At 31.8% G+C, this 20,720-nt stretch carries 17 protein-coding genes and 4 pseudogenes; 13 read left to right on the top strand and 8 right to left on the bottom strand.

Going from position 1 to position 20,720, the window contains the following annotated elements; translation table 11 throughout:
- Window positions 1–66 precede the first annotated feature (66 nt).
- Both yafC and B6258_RS08430 read left to right on the top strand, forming a co-directional pair.
- Window positions 67–966, top strand: a complete 900-nt coding sequence (gene yafC / locus B6258_RS08425) for a DNA-binding transcriptional regulator YafC (RefSeq protein WP_099074879.1) — start codon at window positions 67–69, stop codon at window positions 964–966.
- A 357-nt stretch (window positions 967–1,323) separates the two neighbouring features.
- Entirely contained in the window at window positions 1,324–1,902 is a 579-nt protein-coding gene (locus B6258_RS08430; RefSeq protein WP_099074880.1) for an NAD(P)H-dependent oxidoreductase, read from the top strand.
- 110 nt (window positions 1,903–2,012) lie between these two features.
- On the opposite strand, the gene B6258_RS08435 is transcribed toward B6258_RS08430, so the two are convergent.
- Window positions 2,013–3,563, bottom strand: a complete 1,551-nt coding sequence (locus B6258_RS08435; RefSeq protein WP_099074881.1) for a methyl-accepting chemotaxis protein — start codon at window positions 3,561–3,563, stop codon at window positions 2,013–2,015.
- Window positions 3,564–4,070: 507 nt separating this feature from the next.
- Here B6258_RS08435 and B6258_RS08440 point away from each other — a divergent pair.
- Together B6258_RS08440 and B6258_RS08445 are read left to right on the top strand one after the other, a co-directional pair.
- Window positions 4,071–4,652, top strand: coding sequence for a histidine phosphatase family protein (locus tag B6258_RS08440; protein ID WP_099074882.1), 582 nt, complete (start codon window positions 4,071–4,073; stop codon window positions 4,650–4,652).
- Window positions 4,653–4,771: 119 nt separating this feature from the next.
- Window positions 4,772–5,659 carry a PhzF family phenazine biosynthesis protein gene (locus tag B6258_RS08445; RefSeq protein WP_099074883.1) on the top strand — a complete coding sequence of 296 codons (888 nt, stop codon included), beginning with the start codon at window positions 4,772–4,774 and terminating at the stop codon, window positions 5,657–5,659.
- A 295-nt stretch (window positions 5,660–5,954) separates the two neighbouring features.
- Here the strand turns inward: B6258_RS08445 and B6258_RS18360 are convergent.
- A pseudogene (locus B6258_RS18360) lies at window positions 5,955–6,089 on the bottom strand (leucine-rich repeat domain-containing protein); the annotation flags it as partial.
- Between the two features lie 33 nt (window positions 6,090–6,122).
- Window positions 6,123–6,245 (bottom strand): annotated as a pseudogene (locus B6258_RS08455) (IS110 family transposase); the annotation flags it as partial.
- A 136-nt stretch (window positions 6,246–6,381) separates the two neighbouring features.
- Here B6258_RS08455 and B6258_RS08460 point away from each other — a divergent pair.
- The 3 genes and pseudogenes from B6258_RS08460 to B6258_RS08470 form a co-directional block, all read left to right on the top strand.
- A pseudogene (locus tag B6258_RS08460) lies at window positions 6,382–6,578 on the top strand (transposase); the annotation flags it as partial.
- Between the two features lie 116 nt (window positions 6,579–6,694).
- On the top strand, window positions 6,695–7,210 hold the full coding sequence (locus tag B6258_RS08465) for a hypothetical protein (protein ID WP_240531551.1): 516 nt from the start codon (window positions 6,695–6,697) through the stop codon (window positions 7,208–7,210).
- Entirely contained in the window at window positions 7,179–7,361 is a 183-nt protein-coding gene (locus tag B6258_RS08470; RefSeq protein WP_129586851.1) for a phage tail fiber protein, read from the top strand. The genes B6258_RS08465 and B6258_RS08470 overlap by 32 nt, the downstream gene beginning before the upstream one ends.
- On the opposite strand, the pseudogene B6258_RS18615 reads toward B6258_RS08470, so the two are convergent.
- A pseudogene (locus B6258_RS18615) lies at window positions 7,356–7,492 on the bottom strand (GTPase family protein); the annotation flags it as partial. The gene B6258_RS08470 and the pseudogene B6258_RS18615 sit on opposite strands and share 6 nt — an antisense overlap.
- A gap of 403 nt (window positions 7,493–7,895) precedes the next feature.
- Between B6258_RS18615 and B6258_RS08480 the strand changes: the two are divergent.
- Together B6258_RS08480 and B6258_RS08485 are read left to right on the top strand one after the other, a co-directional pair.
- Entirely contained in the window at window positions 7,896–8,531 is a 636-nt protein-coding gene (locus B6258_RS08480; RefSeq protein WP_240531552.1) for a hypothetical protein, read from the top strand.
- 272 nt (window positions 8,532–8,803) lie between these two features.
- Window positions 8,804–11,041: a TonB-dependent hemoglobin/transferrin/lactoferrin family receptor gene (locus tag B6258_RS08485; protein ID WP_099074886.1), complete on the top strand. Its 2,238-nt coding sequence runs from the start codon at window positions 8,804–8,806 to the stop codon at window positions 11,039–11,041.
- 113 nt (window positions 11,042–11,154) lie between these two features.
- Here the strand turns inward: B6258_RS08485 and B6258_RS08490 are convergent, their stop codons facing one another.
- The 4 genes from B6258_RS08490 to hprR form a co-directional block, all read right to left on the bottom strand.
- On the bottom strand, window positions 11,155–11,766 hold the full coding sequence (locus tag B6258_RS08490; protein ID WP_099074887.1) for a protein-methionine-sulfoxide reductase heme-binding subunit MsrQ: 612 nt from the start codon (window positions 11,764–11,766) through the stop codon (window positions 11,155–11,157).
- Window positions 11,766–12,776, bottom strand: a complete 1,011-nt coding sequence (gene msrP / locus B6258_RS08495; RefSeq protein ID WP_099074888.1) for a protein-methionine-sulfoxide reductase catalytic subunit MsrP — start codon at window positions 12,774–12,776, stop codon at window positions 11,766–11,768. The genes B6258_RS08490 and msrP overlap by 1 nt, the downstream gene beginning before the upstream one ends.
- Before the next feature lie 108 nt (window positions 12,777–12,884).
- Window positions 12,885–14,243: a heavy metal sensor histidine kinase gene (locus tag B6258_RS08500; RefSeq protein WP_099074889.1), complete on the bottom strand. Its 1,359-nt coding sequence runs from the start codon at window positions 14,241–14,243 to the stop codon at window positions 12,885–12,887.
- Entirely contained in the window at window positions 14,218–14,910 is a 693-nt protein-coding gene (hprR, locus tag B6258_RS08505) for a response regulator transcription factor HprR (protein ID WP_099074890.1), read from the bottom strand. Before hprR ends, B6258_RS08500 begins: the two co-directional genes overlap by 26 nt.
- A gap of 829 nt (window positions 14,911–15,739) precedes the next feature.
- On the opposite strand from hprR, the gene B6258_RS08510 reads away from it, so the two are divergent.
- From B6258_RS08510 to B6258_RS08525, 4 genes are all read left to right on the top strand, one after another.
- Window positions 15,740–17,440, top strand: a complete 1,701-nt coding sequence (locus tag B6258_RS08510; RefSeq protein ID WP_099074891.1) for an ATP-dependent nuclease — start codon at window positions 15,740–15,742, stop codon at window positions 17,438–17,440.
- Complete coding sequence (locus B6258_RS08515) at window positions 17,437–18,810, top strand: UvrD-helicase domain-containing protein (protein ID WP_099074892.1); 1,374 nt, start codon at window positions 17,437–17,439, stop codon at window positions 18,808–18,810. The genes B6258_RS08510 and B6258_RS08515 overlap by 4 nt, the downstream gene beginning before the upstream one ends.
- Window positions 18,811–19,182: 372 nt before the next feature.
- On the top strand, window positions 19,183–19,827 hold the full coding sequence (locus tag B6258_RS08520; RefSeq protein ID WP_099074893.1) for a hypothetical protein: 645 nt from the start codon (window positions 19,183–19,185) through the stop codon (window positions 19,825–19,827).
- Between the two features lie 38 nt (window positions 19,828–19,865).
- The gene (locus tag B6258_RS08525; RefSeq protein ID WP_099074894.1) at window positions 19,866–20,387 is read left to right on the top strand and encodes a hypothetical protein; all 522 of its coding nucleotides are present in this window, start codon (window positions 19,866–19,868) and stop codon (window positions 20,385–20,387) included.
- The last annotated feature ends 333 nt before the right edge of the window (window positions 20,388–20,720 follow it).

Raw genomic sequence — 20,720 nt, forward strand, 5'->3', positions numbered from 1 at the left:
AATAATGAAAAAATATTCGTATTCTTAAATTTCAGTACGTTACTTAATGCTACCGAGGTTTATGATATGAGAGCAACATCAGAAGAAGCACGTGTATTTATTGAAGTTGTTGAACATAAAAGTTTTACAAAAGCTGCAGATAAACTGAATCTTGCTAATTCAGCGGTAAGTCGTACTGTAAAAAAATTAGAAGATAAATTAGGCGTTAATTTGCTTAATAGAACGACACGCCAGATCAATTTGACTGCAGAAGGTGAACTTTATTTTCAACGTATGAAAGTGATATTGCAAGAGATGCAAGCGGCTGAAAATGAGTTACATGGTACACAAAGCTCTCCTAAAGGTTTACTGCGTATCGATGCTGCAACACCTGTGGTATTACATCTTTTGATCCCCTTTATTTCTGTTTTTCGCCAACAGTATCCTGATATTATTTTGTCGTTAGTTTCCTCTGAAACCTTTGTTAATTTAATTGAGCGCAAAGTGGATGTTGCTATACGTGTTGGCCAATTAACGGATTCAAGTCTACGAGCACGCCCGCTATTAAATAGCTATCGTAAAATTGTGGCTTCACCGAAATACCTTGAGCGCAACGGAACACCTAAGTTGGTTGAAGATTTAAATCAACATACTTGTTTAACATTTACTGAGCCAGCTTCATTAAATACATGGCCATTAGAGATTAAAGATAACGAGTTAATCACCGTGACTGAGGGAATTTCCTCGAACAGTGGTGAAACATTAAGACGGTTATGTGTTAATGGTGAAGGGATAGCCTGTTTATCTGATTTTATGTTGGATAAAGATATTCAAGATGGGAAATTAGTTGAATTATTCAATGATGAATTACAGACAGTACCATTACCATTTCATGCCGTTTATTATAGTGACAGAGTTGTTAGCCAGCGCATTCGTGTTTTTATTGATAGTTTAACTCAATATTTATCTGACACATTAAAGCTGTAATTTTTAGCACGCTAATACACTTAATTTCTTACCGCTTATCTTAGTGTGATAGTAATACAATTCTATTAGGTTAGAAGATATTTTTATTCATGTTATAACAGCCACCCATTTAAAAAAATAGCCTGAGCGACAATAGACTTTTACCTAAAAAGCAATAATCTCTATTATTAATATACGCAATCGTAAAAATGGGTTTTCTTGGTTTTTAATGCCTTAATTTATTCATTATTCTTAAATTTAAAGAAAATAATACTGAATTTTAATTTTTTATGAAATTTGGTGTTGTGTGTGAATTTCTTCATTTCCTGTTAAATTAACGCTATTAAACGTATCACAAGAGAAAATTTAGGAGTTGGCATGAATATTTTATTGATTAATGGTGGACAAAATTTTGGTCATTCTGCGGGGCGATTAAACCGTACATTACATGATGTTGCTGCTGAATATTTAGTGATATTAGGTCATAGCGTTAAAGAAACTCAAATAGAAGAGGGCTATGATATTGATGACGAAATCGAGAAATTCCTCTGGGCTGATACTATTGTTTATCAAATGCCTGGTTGGTGGATGATGATGCCATGGAAAGTGAAAAAATATATGGATGATGTCTACACCTTAGGGCATAGCAAATTATATGAAAACGATGGGCGTACGCGTCGTGATCCTAAAAAGCAATACGGTACAGGGGGATTGCTGCAAGGGAAACAGTATATGATTTCTGTAACGTGGAATGCTCCCGTTGAAGCCTTTAATGAATTTGGTAACTTCTTTGAGGGTAGAGGTGTTGATGGTGTTTATTTCGCTTTCCACAAATCACAACAATTTTTAGGATTATCTCAATTACCGACTTTTATGGTTAATGATGTTATTAAAGAACCAAATGTTGATAATGATATTGCTGAATATAAAGCACATTTAACACAGGTATTTGGCTGAGTTTATTGATCCGCCTGGCTGTTTGGATCATGCAATAAAACACGTTTAAAGGTCACCATAATAGAAGATGAGTGACCTTTATTTTTTCAATACACTTATTCAATTAAATATTAGATATTTTTAATCTGAAAGTAATTTACTAATTTATTCAGATTAAGCGCTTGTTCATTAAGTGAACTCGCAGCGGCTACGGATTCCTCGACTAATCCCGCATTCTGCTGAGTTGTTGAATCAAGCTGACTTATAGCATTATTGATTTGCGATATACCATCACTTTGCTCATTACTTGCCTGCCCAATTTCACGCAACAATGCACTGATCTCTTCAACATCGGTGATCATTTTTTGGATTTGTGAGCCAGCTTGCTCTACTAATTCCATTCCTTCTTGTGTTTGCGTTGATGAATTATCGATAAGAGTACGTATATCATTAGCAGAGTCTGCACTTTTTTGTGCCAGTAGTCTGACTTCACCAGCAACGACCGCAAAACCTTTACCATGTTCACCTGCTCTAGCTGCTTCAACAGCGGCATTTAGTGCAAGAATATTAGTTTGGAATGCGATGGCATCAATTAAGTTAATAATATCTGTCATTTGAGATGATGAGCTATTAATTGCTCTCATTTTTTCAGTTAGCTGAAGCATCATTTCGCCATTATGATGTACGGCGATTTCAGTTTTTTCAGCAACATTAATCGCATCATGAGTATGATCTGCGGTGTTTTTAACGGTTGACGTCATTTGCTCCATTGAGCTTGCCGTTTCTTCTACTGATGTTGCTTGTTCTTCTGTTCTTGCTGCTAAGTTTTGGCTACCAGCAGTAATTTGCTCCGCTGCTGACGAAATATTTTCAGCGCCGTTTTGTACATTTTGTACAACATCTAATAGGTGTATTTTCATTTCAGCAAGGGCTTGTAATAATATCCCTGCTTCATCATGATAATCAGTATTCACGTCTTGTGTTAAATCACCATTTGCAATGGCTTTTGCAAAGTTTATGGCCTTCTCTAATGGGAGAGTAATACCTTTAGTAATAAACCACCCCAAAAGACTACCCACAATCATACTGACTAGGGTTAATAATACTAAAACTATTCTTTTCTCAATAAAATCACGTTCAACAGCATTACCTGCTTCTTCCATTTTTTGATTTTGTAACTCGATAAACTCTAATATTTTATCGCGATACTTTAACTGAATAACGGAAGTTTTTGTGATCAGTTCATTGACTGCGGCATGTCTGTTATTTTCATTAAATGCCTTTACCACAAAGTTTTGAGAGGTTATATATTGCTGACGAATATCATAAACCTCAGCTAAGATTTTTTTTGACTCAGCATCGGATGTGGTTTCGTCTAATTCTTTCAGTAATTGCGCAACTTTAGCGGTGATCTCTGCTTTTTTGCTCTCTTGCTCAGCCGCCAAACTTCCTTGCTCATCAAGCATAGTGAGTTGTTGAAATATAATAAATTCATTGAAATTATTAATCAGTAAATTGGCTTTGACTGTGGCTGGATAGATATCATCTACGACATCATGAATATCTTGATTCGCACTATTTAAACCCATTAATGCAAAACTGGAACCCAACATAATTAACATCACAAAAGTTGTAAATGCGATGGTTAACTTTGTACGAATTTTAAAATTTTTAAAGAACATGCTTAACCCTGGATAAATAATAATTAATAAGTATTAGTAACTTATTTAAGAACAAACAGTATCGGTAACTAGTGACAGAACTTTAGTCATTAAACTAAATAAAGGGAGATAAAAAGGCTTGTATTGATTTTTAACACATTATTTTTATTGTGAAAAAGAGAACTCTTCCCTTTTTTTATCTAAATGTGCTGAGTGTTTAAGCTTCATTCAAATTTATACATTTGGATGGAAAGTAATAAAAAATTAAAGATATTCTTTATTTTCCGTTAACAATTGTTTGATCGATTTTAATATTTGTTAATTAATCGTGGGGCGTTTAGAAGGTAGAATAAAGGTTAATAGATAATAAGGGGGGCTAAATGTACGCTATCTAAGACTTGCTTACCTCTGAAATACTTTTGGCTATGATAGACTGAGTGACTTAAAACAGATGAGTTTATGGTTAATGTTAGATGTGTTTTAACTTTCCCTATTTCTTATACTTAATTGACTTAAAGGTAATGCTGTATGCGCAGTGTATTTATATTTTTAAGCATATTTATTTTAGGATTTAGTCATATGGCGTATTCCGATCAAACCCTTGTCTTTATAAGACATGGTGAAAAACCTGATAATGATAGTGGGCAACTGACTTGTAAAGGATTAAATAGAGCATTGGCTCTACCTGATGTGCTTATAAATCAATTTGGCAAACCTGATGCATTATTCGCTGCAGCACCTAAACAGAGTAAGTTAGGCAATTCGTTGCGCTCACTCCAAACGATTTCGCCTATCGCTATTAAAACCTCATTGCCTATTCATCTTCAATATCATGCTAAAGAGATAAAAGCATTGCGTGAAGATTTGCTAAGTCAGCAATATAAAAATGCAGTTATTTTTATTGCATGGGAGCATGATAATTTAGTCAAAGTTGCACGAGATATCATGAAGCAAGAGGGGGGTGATCCTAAATTAATCCCTAAATGGAAAAGTAGTGATTTTGATAGTATTTATATCTTAAAAATTATCCGAGAGGGTGATAAGAAGAGCGTCATCTTTGAACAAAGACAACAAGGGTTAAATGACGTGTCGGAAGTTTGCCCTAATTAGTGAGTAATTTACCTAATACTTAAAAACAAGATATTTAAAATAGAGCTATACAAGATAGGTTTAGAACACGTTATTTTTACACACAAACTTAATGCTATTTGAAGCAATGCGGGAAATATATGCAAAATAAAGCTATACGCTCAGTAGAACACGAGATAAAAGTACACCTTGTAAACTCATTTACTCTAAATAGTAAAGGTGGCAATCCTGCTGGCGTGGTACTTAATCCCCCTCAATTAAGTGATGAACAGAAAATTGCTATCGCTAAAGAAGTTGGTTTTTCTGAAACAGCTTTTGTTTATCAAGGTGAAGAGACGGATTTTAAAGTTGATTTTTTCACCCCAGAAGGGGAGGTTGATTTTTGCGGTCATGCTACATTAGCGGTATTTTTCACTTTATCTTCACTCAACTTATTGGCTTCTGGTCATTACACACAAAAAACGAAAGCAGGTATTTTAAGCGTAGCAATTGATGCTGAGAATGTCGTTATGGAGCAAACACTACCTGTTTCGCGACAAGCTCCCAATATCGATGCTGTGGCTACTGCATTGGGAATAAATTGTGAAATTATTTCAGAAACAGGCTTACCCATTGAGATATTTTCAACGGGATTAGCTGATATTTTGATCCCGGTGCAATTTGGGCAATTAGATACGCTAAAACCTAATTTTGATACGATTGCAGACTTAAGTCGTGAATTTAATACTATTGGCTTTCATGTTTTTGAGCTTAGCCAAGATAAAGAGATTACTGCTCATTGCCGTAACTTTGCACCTTTATATGGCATCAATGAAGAATCTGCGACAGGGAGTTCTAGTGGCGCTTTAGGCTGCTATCTTGTTAAGTATGTTTTCCCTCATAAGACACATTTTCTATTAGAGCAGGGGCGTGCAATGCAATGCTCCTCTCTTATTCACGTTATTATTGACTCAACGGAAAATACAATTAGCCGAGTGAGAGTAGGTGGAAAAGCGACAATGATAGGCTCGAAGATTATTCTTCTTTAAGAATAATAAAGGCTTTTTAATTCTGAAACTTGACCATAAAGTTAATCCAGTATATCAATCCTAAAATAGGGTGATTTACTGGAAAATTATTTTTAGAGTTGAAAAAAGAGACATACAATTATTTAGTTAGCTTTTATATAAAAATAATACATCCATTATCTCTTAATTTTTTTATTATTAAGGGTTCTGTGGTGAAGTTGTTCCAATGTAAATCTCGTTTGGTGAGTTGTGTTAAATTAATCATCCTCTCTGGTAATGTTTTTAAGCTATCATCACTTAGATAAAGAAATTGCAATTATTTTAATTTTCCTATCTCATCAATAATATGACTAATCTTATTGTGCCCGAAATCAAGCATTTTGAGCTGGGTTAACTTTTCTATTTCAATAGGAATATGGGTAAGTTGATTGCAAGAAAGATTAAGTACATTGAGATGCTTATGTCCACTTCCTCTAAATGGATACTAACTTCCAACCGCCTGATACTCGGTATCATTTCTCAGCATCGACCAGATTATTCTCGCGTTCTTGTTAGCCACCAACACGGTCGTTTTATTAAACCCGCGCTGTTCTTTTAACTGGTTTACTCGCCTGATTTAATCCACAAAGCTGAAAAACATTTTTAGCCAGATCAATACCGAAATAGATAACATTCATGATAATGCTCATGCTGAGTATATTTTGTTCAATTAACCTCAGAGGGAGAAGGCAGTCCATCCTATTAATTGGAAATCAAGGTATGGTGGTATGGATACTAATGATGTTAAACGATTAAAAGAGCTTGAAGAGGAAAATACTAAACTTAAAAAGATGTTTGCAGAAGTCAGCCTTGAAAATCATGCGATGAAGGCACCTTTTGTAAAAAAGGGTTGGTAATGGCTGAGAAAAAGTTCTGTACTCAATCTATTGTCACGGAAGGTTATGACTATAAATAGGTAGCTGGTTTGAACTGTAAATAATTAATTTAGGGAAATGGATTAAGGCTTATATGGAATATCAATTTAAATCATACAGTCGGGGCAACAGGTACAAAAAAATGTCTGTTAACTGGATAGTTGTTCCTTTTGTCATCTGGATAGTATTCATATATTGGTCACTAATGTTAAGCTCAAGAGTGGTGTCATTTGAATGGTTTCCCAAATGGACTATTTCTATTACATTTGCTGTTATTGTAAGTGTAATTAGTGGAATTTGGAGCATTTTACGCCGCCCACTAAAGCATGCATTTAAAAACTTTTATCAGTCTGGATTTATCACTCTTATATTAATCGTTCCTGTGTTTGATGCACTGACGTATTTATTAACCAACAAAACAATTCACTACCAAACTAAATATGAGATCACATCACCGGGCCCTAGCACTAATCGATTTGGCCGATGTGACTACGGTATATGGATAAAAGAAATCTCTACAGATCGGTGGAAATTACTTTGTATTAGCAATCCAAAATCGAAAACCAAGGAAAACACAGGAACAGTATGGGTAACAGCAAAAACAGGGGCTATGGGGGCATACATTGTTGATTACCAGTTCTCTCCTTTTCGCAAGTAATGAGATTGATGGTTTCAACGATGGTGATCCGATTGATATCCCTAGTGGTCGTTTTATTTCTGTTCGAGTACAGGTGCCAGAGCAATCAATCTATAACGTGAGAACGCGTGAGATGGAAGAAACGCAGAAAGCGATAGCACTGTTAATCTGAAGACCACGTTCTATCATCGACTTTGAGTACCCAGATAATTAAATCCAGTTCTGGTAATAAGTTACAATCGAGTTGATGGTACTCTTTATCACGTTCAAGACCTACCCCATATTGGGTAAATCAACAATGGTGGGAAAGTCGTTGATTAGGTATTTGATTGAGTTGAAAAAGATACTCGGAATGAATGAAGTAGAGCAGATAATAGAGGGTTAAAGTGATCGTTCTTAGGTATATTACTCCTTGAAATAAAAGAAAAAAATGGAACAAAAGAAAATATCGATATTAGAGAAAGGATCTTAAATTCATTTTTTGCTCGATGGAGAAAAAGAGCGTGTTGTTTACCAAAGAATTATAAAAAATTTTAAGATATATAAGCAATTTATGATTTAATTTATTGAAGTCAATAGCTTATCTATTTCTAAACATTAAATCTACCCAGTGGTAGTTTCATGATAGATATAATCAGTTTGCATTTAAAATGTATAATGAATCAGTGCTTCGAGGAACTCACGTTTTTAGCGATAAAAGGATTTTATGGAATATCAATTCAAGTCATATGGTAAAGGTAGCAAGAAAAAATCATTACCCACTTACATTTTTGTTATCCTTTACTACTCTTGGCTGGCTTATCTATTTTTTTCATTTCATTTTGGCGACAAGATGATGTTATTTGAATGGTTTCCTAAATGGACGATTATTATTGTTTTTGCCATTTTCACAGGGGCAATAGGGGGAATTTGGCACCCCTTTCTGCGCCCATCAAAATATGTATTTGGTAATTTTTATTGGGGCGGCTGCCTTGGTCTTATGCTAATCGTTCCAACATTTAATATACTTGTTTATTTATCATTAGACCAAACAATTCACTACCAAACGCAATATAACATCGTCTCACCAGGGCCACCGCGCGTTAAATCTAGTCAATGTGAATATGGTATACAGATAAAAGAAACCTATACGGAACAGTGGGCTTCATTTTGCATTAGCAATCCAAAATCGAAAACCAAGGAAAACACAGGAACAGTATGGGTTACAGCAAAAACAGGGTTTATTGGTGCATACATTGTTGACTACCAGTTCTCTCCTTTTATCCCTGAGTTCACAAGTGATGAGATTGATGGTTTTAACGATGGTGACAGAGTGTTGTTCGATGGTAAGCCCGTTTATTAGGCACTAATAAACGATGTACTTTCAATAAATAAAAAGATGATTTAATTATTAAAGGTATGGAAGGGGAAATTGCGGTTAAGACTGCGTCTTATGATTTTGTGATTTTTTATTCTTAAAAAATGCATTTAAATTAATATATGTAAATATAAATATAATTAATTTGTTATTAATTAGATAAAACAACTAAATTTTCAATTGTATTACAATTCCTTTTATTGAATTGAATGATAATGATTATAATTATCATTCAATATCTTGATTAAGGAGTGTTTATGAAAAAAACGTTACTCTATCTAGTTGTTACCTCGATAGTTTTTTTTAATAATAAAGCTATATCTGAAGATATTCTTTATGTGATTGAAAAAAAAGAAGAAAAAATTAATGAAAAAACATTAAATTCAGAACAATTGGAAAAAAATTTAATATTTAGCATGGAAGATATTGTTCGCCATCTTCCTGGTGTCGGTGTCTCATCCGAAGGGCGTTTTGGTAATAATGGATATGCAATAAGAGGTGTTGATAAAGATCGTGTTGCTATACAGGTTGATGATATCCCTCAAGCAGAAACTTTCGATAATACCATTTATAAAGGTTATGGTTATTTTAATGGAAGTATGAATGATATAGAAACAGAACATTTAAAGTCTGTAATTATATCTAAGGGGGCTGATTCTATATTTTCAGGTAGTGGAGCATTAGGAGGGGCTGTAAAATACGTTACCAAAGATCCTGCTGATTTGATTAGTGAAGGTAATTGGGGATTTGTTTCTCGTAGTGTTTATACTTCTAAAAATAATGAAAAAATGCAAACGATCGGTATTGCAACTTCCCAACAAGATGTAGAAGGGATGCTCTTATATGTTTATCGTAATGGGCATGAAACTAATAATTATAAACATGAAAATGATATATTCGGTTCTGCTAGAGGAACACCAGATCCTCAAGAAAAAACGCGTCATTCTTTACTATCAAAGATTAATCTATTAGGTATTCAAAACCATAAAATAGGTGCTACTTTTGAATACAGTGAGGGTAAAACATATACAGATGAAAAATCTTGGTACTTATTTTCTTCCTATTATCGTACTGGTGATGATTTATCAAAAAGAATTAGATATACACTCTCTGATACGTGGACTCCAGAAAGATATATTGACAGTATGACGACAAGCTTTAATTGGCAAAAAATAGAACAAAAAGCATTTAGCTCTACGTTTGATGAACATTATAATGGTCATTATTATGATATTTTTGAAGAAAATAGTAGGAATATCATTCAATATGGTAGGTTTATTAATAATGAAATAGTATTAATGCCATTATCTTTATTTAATACAACGCACTCATTAGCACTACGAACTTCATATTCTACAAAAACACTTAACAATAAAAATACAGATACTAAATATCTAGGAAAGCCTAAAGTACCTTATCAATCTAATTATAGCATCATTAGACCTGTATATACTCAAGATATTAGTATTGCTTTTGTTGATGAAATAAAAATGTTTGATGACAAATTAGATGTAGTTTTAGGCAGTAGATATGATAATGTTTCTCATCATACAGATAATGCTAAATTATCTTTAGCGAAAGATAGCGATCTCACTGATAATCATTATCAGGCTTTATCTTTGGCATTATCCACCAGTTATAAGATAACACCAAATTATACTTTCCAATATAAAATTGGGCAGGGTTTTCGTATTCCAACAGCTCAAGAGCTTTATTTTGATTATGGAGGTAATGATGCTCGTAATCGCTTAGAGCCTAACCCTAATTTAAAGCAAGAAAAAGGATTAAGTAATGAAATATCATTAAGTTATAATAATGATAAATTATTTAATAAAGTAAATGTATATTATACTAAATACAATAACTTTATTGATCTTAAGCAGAGTGAAAAGCAAGTTCCTAATCCGTGGTATGATCCTAATATGGGCGATAGTTATTGGAATAAGCCAACATTACCACAAAATCATCTTCAATATAGTAATGTTGCCTCAGCATACGTTTATGGTTTTGAGCTAACGAATGAAATTCGGCTTTCTAAAATATTCGGCTTAGATAATACATATATATTGCGAAATACATTTAACTATACACGCGGAAAAGATGCTTCTGGAGATTCATTACTTTCTGTACAACCGTTTAAATGGGTTTCTTCCTTATCTTATGATAATGCGGATAAAAAATATGGTGCAGGGATATTTATGACTTATTCAGCACGAAAAGAAGGTAATCAAGCAATACGGAATGGTCGTGAATGGCCATATCTTAGTGATTCTTATACTGTATTTGATACAACAGCTTACTATAATGTAAATAAAAATATTGTATTGCGTGCTGGGGTTTTTAATTTATTTAATAGAAAATATAGTACTTGGGATGCATTAAGAAGTCTGCCCGAATTTGGTACAACAAATCAAATAGATCGTGATCGTCTTGGTTTACAACGTTTTACTGCTCCTGGGCGTAATTTTTCTATGGATATATCATTGTATTTCTAATGCTGAATTGATAGGCAACTATTTAGTTTATTACAATTTGTTAAAGCCTCTTAAATGAGGCTTTAACAAGATCATTTATATAATATTAGAATTAAATTGGTGGGTAGGTTATTTTATATATTAGTTGATTTATTTTTTTTCTGTTGCCAAAAGCGAAAAAAGTAGGTTAATCCAATAATAATTAGATAAATAATAGGCTCTGGTGTTGGCGATTTTAATGATAAAAAATAATGAATACAGACTAATAATAAGAGTGGATAAAATAGACTATGTATTCTTTTCCATTCTTGATTAAATTTATTTTTTAACCAATCAAATGAACTTATAGCCATCAATAATAAAATTATCCAACATAAAGCGCCTATAATAAGATAAATACGGGAAAAAACTTCGCTAAAAAAGAAAGTAATATTTTCCCAACCTATTTCAAGTAGCAGATAACTTGCTAAATGTAAATTAGCCCAAAAAAAACACCATAATCCTAATAGTTTTCTTACCTGAAATAATGTGTTTAATTTTAAGTAAAAGGCAGCCATAGGGATCAGAGCTAATATAATTAATAAACGTAACGTTGTAATTCCAGTAAAATGCTGAATATCTTTTGAAGGATCTGCGCTGAAATTTTGCGTATAAATTGTATAAATAAGCCAAGTGAAAGCCAATAAACCAATAAGATGGAATATGGTTTTTAATAACTTAACTTCTATTCCATATACTGGTTTCATTAGAAATTTCTCCGTAAATCTAAATCTTTATATAAATGCGCGACTTGGTCGCCATAGCCATTGAACAATAATGTTGGTTGTCTTGTAACTTGACCTAATCCACCTGTGCCTATAAAGCGTTCTGTTGCTTGTGACCAACGAGGATGGCTAACATCTGGATTAACATTTGCATAAAAACCATATTCATGCGGTGCTGAAAGATTCCACGTTGTTGGTGGGATTGACTCAGTTAAACGAATTTTGACAATGGATTTGATCCCCTTAAATCCATATTTCCATGGAACAACAAGGCGAATAGGTGCACCATTTTGGTTTGGCAAGGATTTTCCATATACCCCTGTCGCCAATAATGTGAGTGGATTCATCGCTTCATCGAGTCTTAATCCCTCGACATACGGGTATTGCAAACCACCGCCAATGAAGCGACTATCTTGCCCGCGCATCTCCTGTGGTGCATAACGCGTTTCAAAGGCAACATATTTTGCACGACTATTGGGTTCAACCAAAGAAAGTAAGCTCGCTAATGGAAAACCGATCCAAGGAATGACCATCGACCATGCTTCAACACAACGCATACGATAGATACGTTCTTCTAATTGAAATTTATGATTAATATCGTCTAAGTTTAAAGTAAGTGGACGATTAACTTCACCATCAATAGTTAATGTCCATTCTTCTGTTTTCATTGTGTGTGCATACTTAGCCGGATCGGATTTATTAAGGCCAAATTCATAGAAATTGTTATATCCGATTACCTTATCTTCATGAGTTAATTGTAATGAAGATTGATATTCTTCAGGTTGAATAAATTGTAATTCTTTACGGGATGATTTTGGTGTTGTTGGTTTATTATCTTCAGTAAACCATGAAAATAAATCGGCTTTTACAGTGGATGAAACCGCTATTCCAGCAGCGCCGATACCTAATAATTTTAGTAAATTACGTCGTTTCATCATAAAAACAGATTCAGGTGTAATTTCTGATAGGTTGTTTTTCCTGTTTTTTTTCATGATGTTACCTCTACATAATTAAGAAGATATTTGATTGATAAATTAATTATGCAGAGATGTTTTATAAAAAAGCTGACAAAAAGATGACAATTTTGTCATATCGCGTAATTAGCATGGAAAGGTTAAAATAAATACATTATGTTTTCCAATACGCTCGTAACTGACTTTACCCTCATGTAATGTCATAATCGCTTGTACTATTGATAAGCCTAAGCCATTTCCATCTGTTGTTCTTGCATTATCACCACGCCAAAAACGAGTAAATATTTGTTCATGTTGATTCAATTCATCACCAATATTACTGATACAAATCAGTAACTGATTTTTTTCTTTTTTACATTGAGTGACGACTTGTGTATTAGCGGGAGAATATTTAATTGCATTTGATATGAGGTTCATTAATATGCGAGTAAAAAGTAAGTGATCTGCACTAACTGTTAATGTTGTAGGCTCTTTTAATAAGGTAATCTGTTTTTCTTCTGCATAAAATGAAAATAGGTTATAAATTTCATCAATTAGATCCGATAAATCCAGGCTTTCTCTATTTAAAATGATATTTTTATTTTCAGCACGAGCGATAAATAAAATATTTTCAATTATTTTTGCAAGTTTATCTAGTTCTTCAATATTACTAATAATAATTGATTCATATTCTTCTACGCTACGAGAGCGTTGTAACATAATTTCATTTTGAACTTTTATAGCGTTAATGGGGGTTCTGAGCTCATGAGCCAAGTCATCGGCTAATTGAGTTAGCTTTACAAAATCATTTTTTAACCTTTTTCTCATTATATTTAATGAGTCACCTAAACTTTTCAGTTCATTGGGAAGTTGTGAGATATTTATGGTTTGGCTAAGAGTATGTCTGTCTGTTTTAGCCGTAATTTGGCTAAGAAAACGGATATCTCTCAATCCATGTTTAATTAACCAAAAACTTAATATTCCCATAAATAAAATAGAAGCTAATGAGATAATCAATATTTTACTTAAATATTCGCTTAGCATACTGATGCGCACAAAGGATGCTTTGGCGATCACTACATTTAGCACACCTATTGGTGATTCTATTGTAAAGTTAATAGCCGAAACAGGAACACCTGATTCTGTTTCCCAGGAGGTAATCATGTTTAAATCTATATTCTTTGTATCAGTGGTTTTTAGATGATCTGCAAATAAAATATCTGAATTAGTATCAACTAAAATTTTATTATTAGCATCCGTAATATAAATAATATCTTGTTGCATATCCATCATACGTTGAAAATAGATAGGTAATGTTTTGATATCAATTCCACTATTAATTAACTTTACTAATTGGTCTGCACGATTTACAAGTAAGGTATTATCACGAGATATTAATTCATTTTTAAGCGATTGATAAAGCGTTAAAGACATAAAACCTGCATTTGCAATCATCAATATGATAAATAAAGAGATAATTTTAAATCTCAGTGATTTTGTTTTCATTATTGACTCCATTTAGCCTATATCCCATTCCTCTAACCGTTTCGATTAATTTGATTTCAAATCCATCATCAATTTTTTTTCGTAAACGACGGATAGCAACATCTACAATATTAGTATCACTATCAAAGTTAATTCCCCAAATCTCGCTTGCAATTAATGTCCTTGGTAATATTTCATTAATATGTAAAGCAAAAAAAAGTAATAAAGAATATTCTTGGCGAGTCATTGGGATCTGTATATTATTACGCTCCACTTCATGACGAGATAAATTGATTTTTAAGTCAGCAATTTCAATAATTGTTGAAATATTTTTTTGAACTCTTAATTGATTTTTGACCCTTGCCAATAATTCTGAAAATGAGAAAGGTTTTACTAAATAATCGTTTGCACCTAATTCTAATCCTTTAACTCGGTCATCTATAGCATCCCTTGCTGTTAAACAAATCACAGGGACTGACTTTGATGTGCGTAATATTTTTAAAATATTCCAACCGTTCATTCCGGGAAGCATGATATCAAGAATAATCAATTTGTAATCATTTTCTAATGCTAAATAGAGGCCATCACGACCATCATTCGTAATATCAATAGTATATCCAGCTTCTTCTAGCCCTTTTTTAACCCAATTGGCTGTTTTTTCGTGATCTTCAATTAAGAGTATTTTCATTATGATCCTCTTAAACTCTTTAGAATAGGTATTTTGTATTATTTTAAACCAGTCATATATAGGATTAATAGAGCTAATTAAATATGATCGTTTTTACTAAAAATGATCTTGTAATAATAGATTTTAGAGACTCATGACATTGTTATTAAATAGCTTTTATATAAAAGAGTAAGTAACTAATTTTATTCCAGAAATTTTTTATGACTGTAGATTCACTCGTTTTTGTATTTTCATTCTTAAGAAAAAATTGTAAAACTTATATGTATGCGGCTAGGGTTTAGCAATAATTTATGATGAATATGCTATAAAAGTTGAAGAGGAAGAATGTATTTGCTTGGTCATTGAAACTAAAAAAGCCCACCGAAGTGAGCTTTTCTAAACTTTAAATGATCCGCGTACCATTTGCGTGTCATTTGCGTATCATTCATAGTCCTTTTGTTGTCAGTGTATAGTCCTGTCGATTTCGCTAACTTCTTGTTTTTGAAACCGTTGTGCTGGCGTAAGTTGAATTAAGTGTGTAATTGATTGATTTTTAAGATGTGTTTTTTGTTAATGGTTTATAGTATAACTAAACGTATAACTATAAGTAGTTGCTATCCACATTTTGATACATCACTGAGCTAGTTACTGTCTGTAAAAAAGATTTGTAGTAGGGGATATATTATCACACAAACCCATGCTTCTATAGGTGAGTATAAGCCATGAGACATGATGAGTTGCTAACAAAATGGTTATGTTATTATGTTTTAAAGCTAGGAAGCTTACATTCGTGAGGTTATTTGTAGTACAGTTGTGACATATTGTTTTGTATCCTTTTAAGGCAAACTTTATGTATATCAAAAAAGTATCGATCAGTAACTATCGTAATTTTCGTTCTTTTGAAGCCCAACTTCAGAAGCTCACTATTGTTATTGGAGAAAACGATACAGGCAAGACAAATTTCTTCTCTGCGTTATCGTTACCCCTTAGTGGTAATCAAATTGATTTTAACCAAAAGCGTTTAAACATTTCTGATCTTAACAAAGATTCTATCTTAGAATTTTTTGCTTCAATAATAGATGATGAACCAGAGGGAGTGCAGTTAAGTAAGATCCCTAAAGTATTAGTGACAATAGAGTTTACTGATCCTAAAAATAGTTATGAAACTGCACTTTTAGCGAAATGGATTGTAGCAGATGGTGATGAGGAGAGTTATAGAATTAGATATGAGTTCAAGCCTAAAAATGATAATGATATACTTGAGCTAACTCGAAAGCTGCTTGCAGGAAAGAGTATTGATGAGGTTAATTGGTTCATCCTACCAATAGAACTATATGACTATCAAATTGTTTCTGTAAATAATGAAAAAGTAATTGGTTTTAGTGATCTAAGAAATGTTAGTATTCACAATATAAATGCTGAAAGAGATGATTTTTCTGAAAGTAGTTCAATGAAGTCTAATAGTATTTTTACAAAATTACTTATGAATACGTTAGGTGAAAATGACAAAAGTGAGATCAATACAGCCTATTCAGAATTTTTTACTGCAATAGAAAAAACAGATACATTTGATAAAATTATTGGTAATAATCCAGATTTTGATAATTACAATGATATTGTTGAGAAGCTAGAGTGTATACCTAACCTGCCTAATTTGAAAAATATATTATCAAATATTACTCTTCGATATGGAAATGAATTTTTATATCAAAAAGGTTTAGGAAAACGTAACCTTATTTATATACTAATTCTTTTTGCATATTATAAATCTTGTGGTGATACGTTTAATCTATGTTGTATTGAAGAGCCAGAGGCTCACCTCAGTGTAAATAACTTACGTTTAGTGAGAGATTTTATAGAGAAAAGTTCTAGTAATAGTAGTACATTAGTTCAAACTATTATTTCCACTCATAATCCTACTATTATTAATAAATTACAGATATCAAATGTGTTGGCATTCACTGGTGATAAAGCAATTAATTTAGCTGGAGCACCAGAAAAATTAGTTGATTATTTAAGAAAAAGACCGAATTTTGATATTCTCAAACTGTTATTTGCAAACAAGGTTATTTTGGTAGAGGGTACGACAGAAGAGATGCTAATTAGCACATTTTTGTCGAAAGAAACTAACGTACTCAATGATGTAGAAGTTATTGCGATAGGTCAACGCGGATACACTAATTTTCTAGATATATGGCTAGCTTTAAACAAAGGTAATACCAATAAGAAAATTGGCGTTATTCGTGATTATGACAATTCAGATACAGCTAAAGAAAAACATGATGCTTATGATTTGAGTAATGCAAACGTTACGGTTAGGACAACGAGGAATTATACGCTTGAAATTGATTTAGTAGAAACAGATGGTAACTTGGAACTACTAAATACTCTGTTTGGTATGGCTGGTAATATAAAAGAAGTATCTGATTATATGATTAGTGGCAAAGCTGCGAGAATGTTGGATATATGTGATGCAATGGCAGCAAAAAAGGAACCGCTAGATATAAAATTACCAGCTCATATAGCTGAGGTAATTGAGGCAGTACTATGATTGAAATTCAAATTGCTGGGGCGGGTGCAGGCAAAACATTTGGATTAGCAAAATCAGTGATTGCTCATTCTAAAGCATGTAATAGCCATAAAAAAATATTTGCACTAACATACACAAATTCAGCAACATCAAAAATAGAGCAGGAAATAATCAATCAATATGGTTTTATCCCGTCAAATCTTTATATACAGACAGTACATAGTTTTTTATTAAATGAAATAGTGTATCCATTTTCATCGTTCACACTTGGAGATGTATATAATGATGCATCTATTATGTTATTGCCTGCAGACATTAGATTAAAAAATTGGCAAATAAAGCGATTGAAGGAAAGAAATATTATTCATGCAGAAAAAGTCTATAATATATCTAAGCAAATTGTTGATGAGACTATAAGTAAACATAATACTAAAGTAAAAAAATCTAGAGTTAGGCGGCTTTTAAATATTTTAACAAACTGCTTTGACAAAATATTTATTGATGAGGTGCAAGATTTAGATAGTGATGCTCTGCGTTTTTTTGAGGTATTAGGTAGTAATGGAATAGATATTTATATGATTGGAGATCCTAAGCAAGCGATAAAATATCCTCAAGAGCTCGATTTATTTGTTAAACGAATATCTTTAGAAAAGTATGCACATATACATGATATTAATAATTTAACAAGAAGAGTTCCAAAAGAAATATTAAATATTTCTAATCGATTTTGTTATAAAGAACAACAGCAAGAATCTTTATCGGAAATTATTGGTGAGTTGATGTATTTAGAATCAACAGATGAGAGATATTATATATTACTTGAACAATATATAAGTACTAATCAAATAGTATGCATTGATAAAAAAGTAGATAAATATTCCACATCTACCAAACCAAAATACTCATTTCCTAGAGATGTTGAGGATATGATTCGTGATTCTAATCATAAAAAAGATAAAGTATTAGTTGTAAAAGCAGCTTTTAGTGATTTTATAAATGATATACAAAAATATGGAGATAAAAAAGCAATAACTATGCTTATTTCTAGGCACTCAATACAATTAGAGAAAACTCATTTTGCTCAACTGTATGATTTTTGTCAATCATATAATGCTAATGATACTCAATTTAAAGTTAAAAGCATTGATTCTATAAAAGGCCTTGATGCTGATACTTGTGTAATTATACTGACGCCTAATTTATTAAAATATTTAATTCAAACAGATTTAAAGTCAACTGAAACTTTTAATAAAGAATGGAAGAAAGTTTACGTTGCTCTTACAAGAGCTAAAAAAAGGTTAGTATTAGCTATAGATCATGATCTATTTATGAATTATGATTTTATGGAAATCAAGTCAAATATTGAATCCCTAGGGTTTATTAAGTATTAGTTACACGAATATTTAAATTTTTAATATCATTGGTACTTTTTTAATTAACTGGCATAGCTATGCCAGTTAATTTTCTAATGCTCTTATTCAATTAAGGTTATGTACAATTTTTAATTTATCTCAATGTTGATTATTACATTTAAGATATGTATTAGTGATTGTTGGCAATTAAAGTTAATAGTTAATGTTATAATGGTAATTATAAATAAAATATGTTTTTTCATTTTTTTTCTCCACTGGGTAATGGCTATATTCTTACATGTAATCTTATGTCATATCACGGTAAAAAAAATCAATAAAAAATTACCGTGACAGATGGCTATATTTATTGGCATAATTTTCCTATCACGTATGAAACAAGGATTTTATTAAATGAAAAAACTAAAAGATGACTATGACTATGATAGTGATGCACTATCAGATATAACTAATTTAATAGCACAAGAGATGTATAAATTATCAGTCAGGATGAATTTTTCCTCTGATTATAATACTATACTTAATTTAGATGAATCTATAAAATGTGAGCTTGATTATATTTTGGAAGAGTTTAATGAGCGATATCTCTATGAAGGCTTAGTCATGAAATTATTAGATTGTATTGTTATTGGAAGCGACAAGGAATGTTTATTAGAAGAAATACTTAATTACATTGAGAATCTTATTGAGCAATGTATAGAGGAAGATGAAGAATGTTTTTCATATTATAATAAATTAAAAATTAAATGTGAAAAATCTATTTGTAATATTTTAAAACAGTACAGTTCATTAGATTTTAAAATTATGCACAAATACCCACCTTATGTTTTGTGTATTGATAATGATTTAACATTAGCATTAAAGTATTATTATTCGCTAGACTACAAACCAAAGATAAAAAAAGAACAAAATAATAAAACCATTACGCATATTGGAAAGCCATATGATTTGATAAAACCTTATGATTATTCAATATACCAAAGTAGACCTATACAAAGGACTATAAAAACACCAACACTTACATTTAAAAAAAATTAAATACTTGCAATGAATTTAATTTTAAAAATAAGAGTGAAATGGATGCATTTTTTTCTCTTTCATTCTTGTTAGATCAAAATGAAGTATATATAACAGATAAGATTATTTTTCATGTAGATATGTCAAAACCATTAACTGACTTACAAGTTGAGAAAGTTTTAGAGTATGTAAAAATAGATATTGCAAAATATCAGCGTGAAAATAAAATGAGTAAATCAATTTTGGCAAAAGATATGGATGAGCTTTTGAAGGTAAATGATATTCCAGATTTAAAGGTAACGAACTATGTTAAATTAAAGGAAATACATAAAGCAGTTATACCATCTTTGAATAATGCTACTAAAGCTAAAAATTTACTTTGTGGATTAATTATATTAACGCGTTATTTACTACAACCGAAACCTAACTCAATATCATTAGAAAAATTATATGGAGATCTTTCATCGGAGCTAGAAATTGAACTGGGTAATAGTTTTTCTGTTCATACCATTGAAAGTGCCTACAAAGAGATAAATAAAATTTATAAACAAAATATTATAGATATTACCAATGTGAATTGAATTGATTATTTATAGGGTAATAAATTACCTTAAGTCATTCCTTCCATTCTCTAATTGTTCGTGTACTAATAGTTTTATGCTTTAATCTGATAGATCAGGCCACCTATTAATCCTTCTTGGTTGATGGGTGTGTTCCTTGTAATGGCTTTTTCATCCTGTTTTACTTTGTAATCATAAACATTGCCACTCTTTTTGTGTTATACGAGGAAATTTCCAACAAGGTTGATAACTAATTCGTCCATGTTATCGTAATGTCCACTCCCCATTAATTGAGACACTTTAAATTAGAGTTTTCCAACTGTTTTCGATATGCCTCCGGTGGGAGGTGATTTA

Origin of the sequence: Proteus alimentorum (assembly GCF_002607735.1) — a bacterium.
GTDB classification, from domain to species: domain Bacteria; phylum Pseudomonadota; class Gammaproteobacteria; order Enterobacterales; family Enterobacteriaceae; genus Proteus; species Proteus alimentorum.